The sequence below is a fragment of the Vibrio sp. 03_296 genome, assembly GCF_002265885.1.
On the sequence record NZ_NPKW01001349.1, the window covers coordinates 1 to 477 of the forward strand.

Genomic DNA, 477 nt, shown 5'->3' on the forward strand with positions numbered 1-477 from the left:
CGTTATGTTTAATCACGTAAAATCAGTTGGTTGCATCTTTTCTTTGCATTCTCGGCTTTCTAATTTTGGTCTTGTCGGCAGGTTAACTTCAGTGGTCGCTGTTTTCTGGACTCCAATTCGTGGGCGCTAAAAATTCAGAGAGTTGCCTCATTGAAATGCAGAGTATAGGCGAGGTGAGTGAAGTGATTTTGATTTCAAAGTTAAAGCCCGGCTTTTCGGTTTTCCACGTTAAAACTCAAAGTCAGAACATTCAAAATTATGATTTAATTCAGCTTTTTAGCGTCTGGTTTTGGTTTGCAAAGGTAAGTCGAGTTAAGCTCTTGGTATCGCAAACTCAACCCTTTGAGGCTTAAACATAACAAGGCGTTTAAGTGGGATTCATGCCGCGTGGCATTTTTGGTTTGCAGTGAGTTATGGTGGTGAAAGTGGTCTGCAGAAGCTTGTTTTAGGCGGCATTCACCCCTTAACGCAGCGTTA

The 477-nt window shown here is 41.7% G+C and carries 1 protein-coding gene; it reads left to right on the forward strand.

The genetic code is table 11. The features are described from left to right. Positions 1-355: 355 nt before the first annotated feature. A partial coding sequence (locus tag CIK04_RS35995) for a DUF3265 domain-containing protein (protein ID WP_142995065.1) occupies positions 356-477 on the forward strand: 122 nt, incomplete at its 3' end.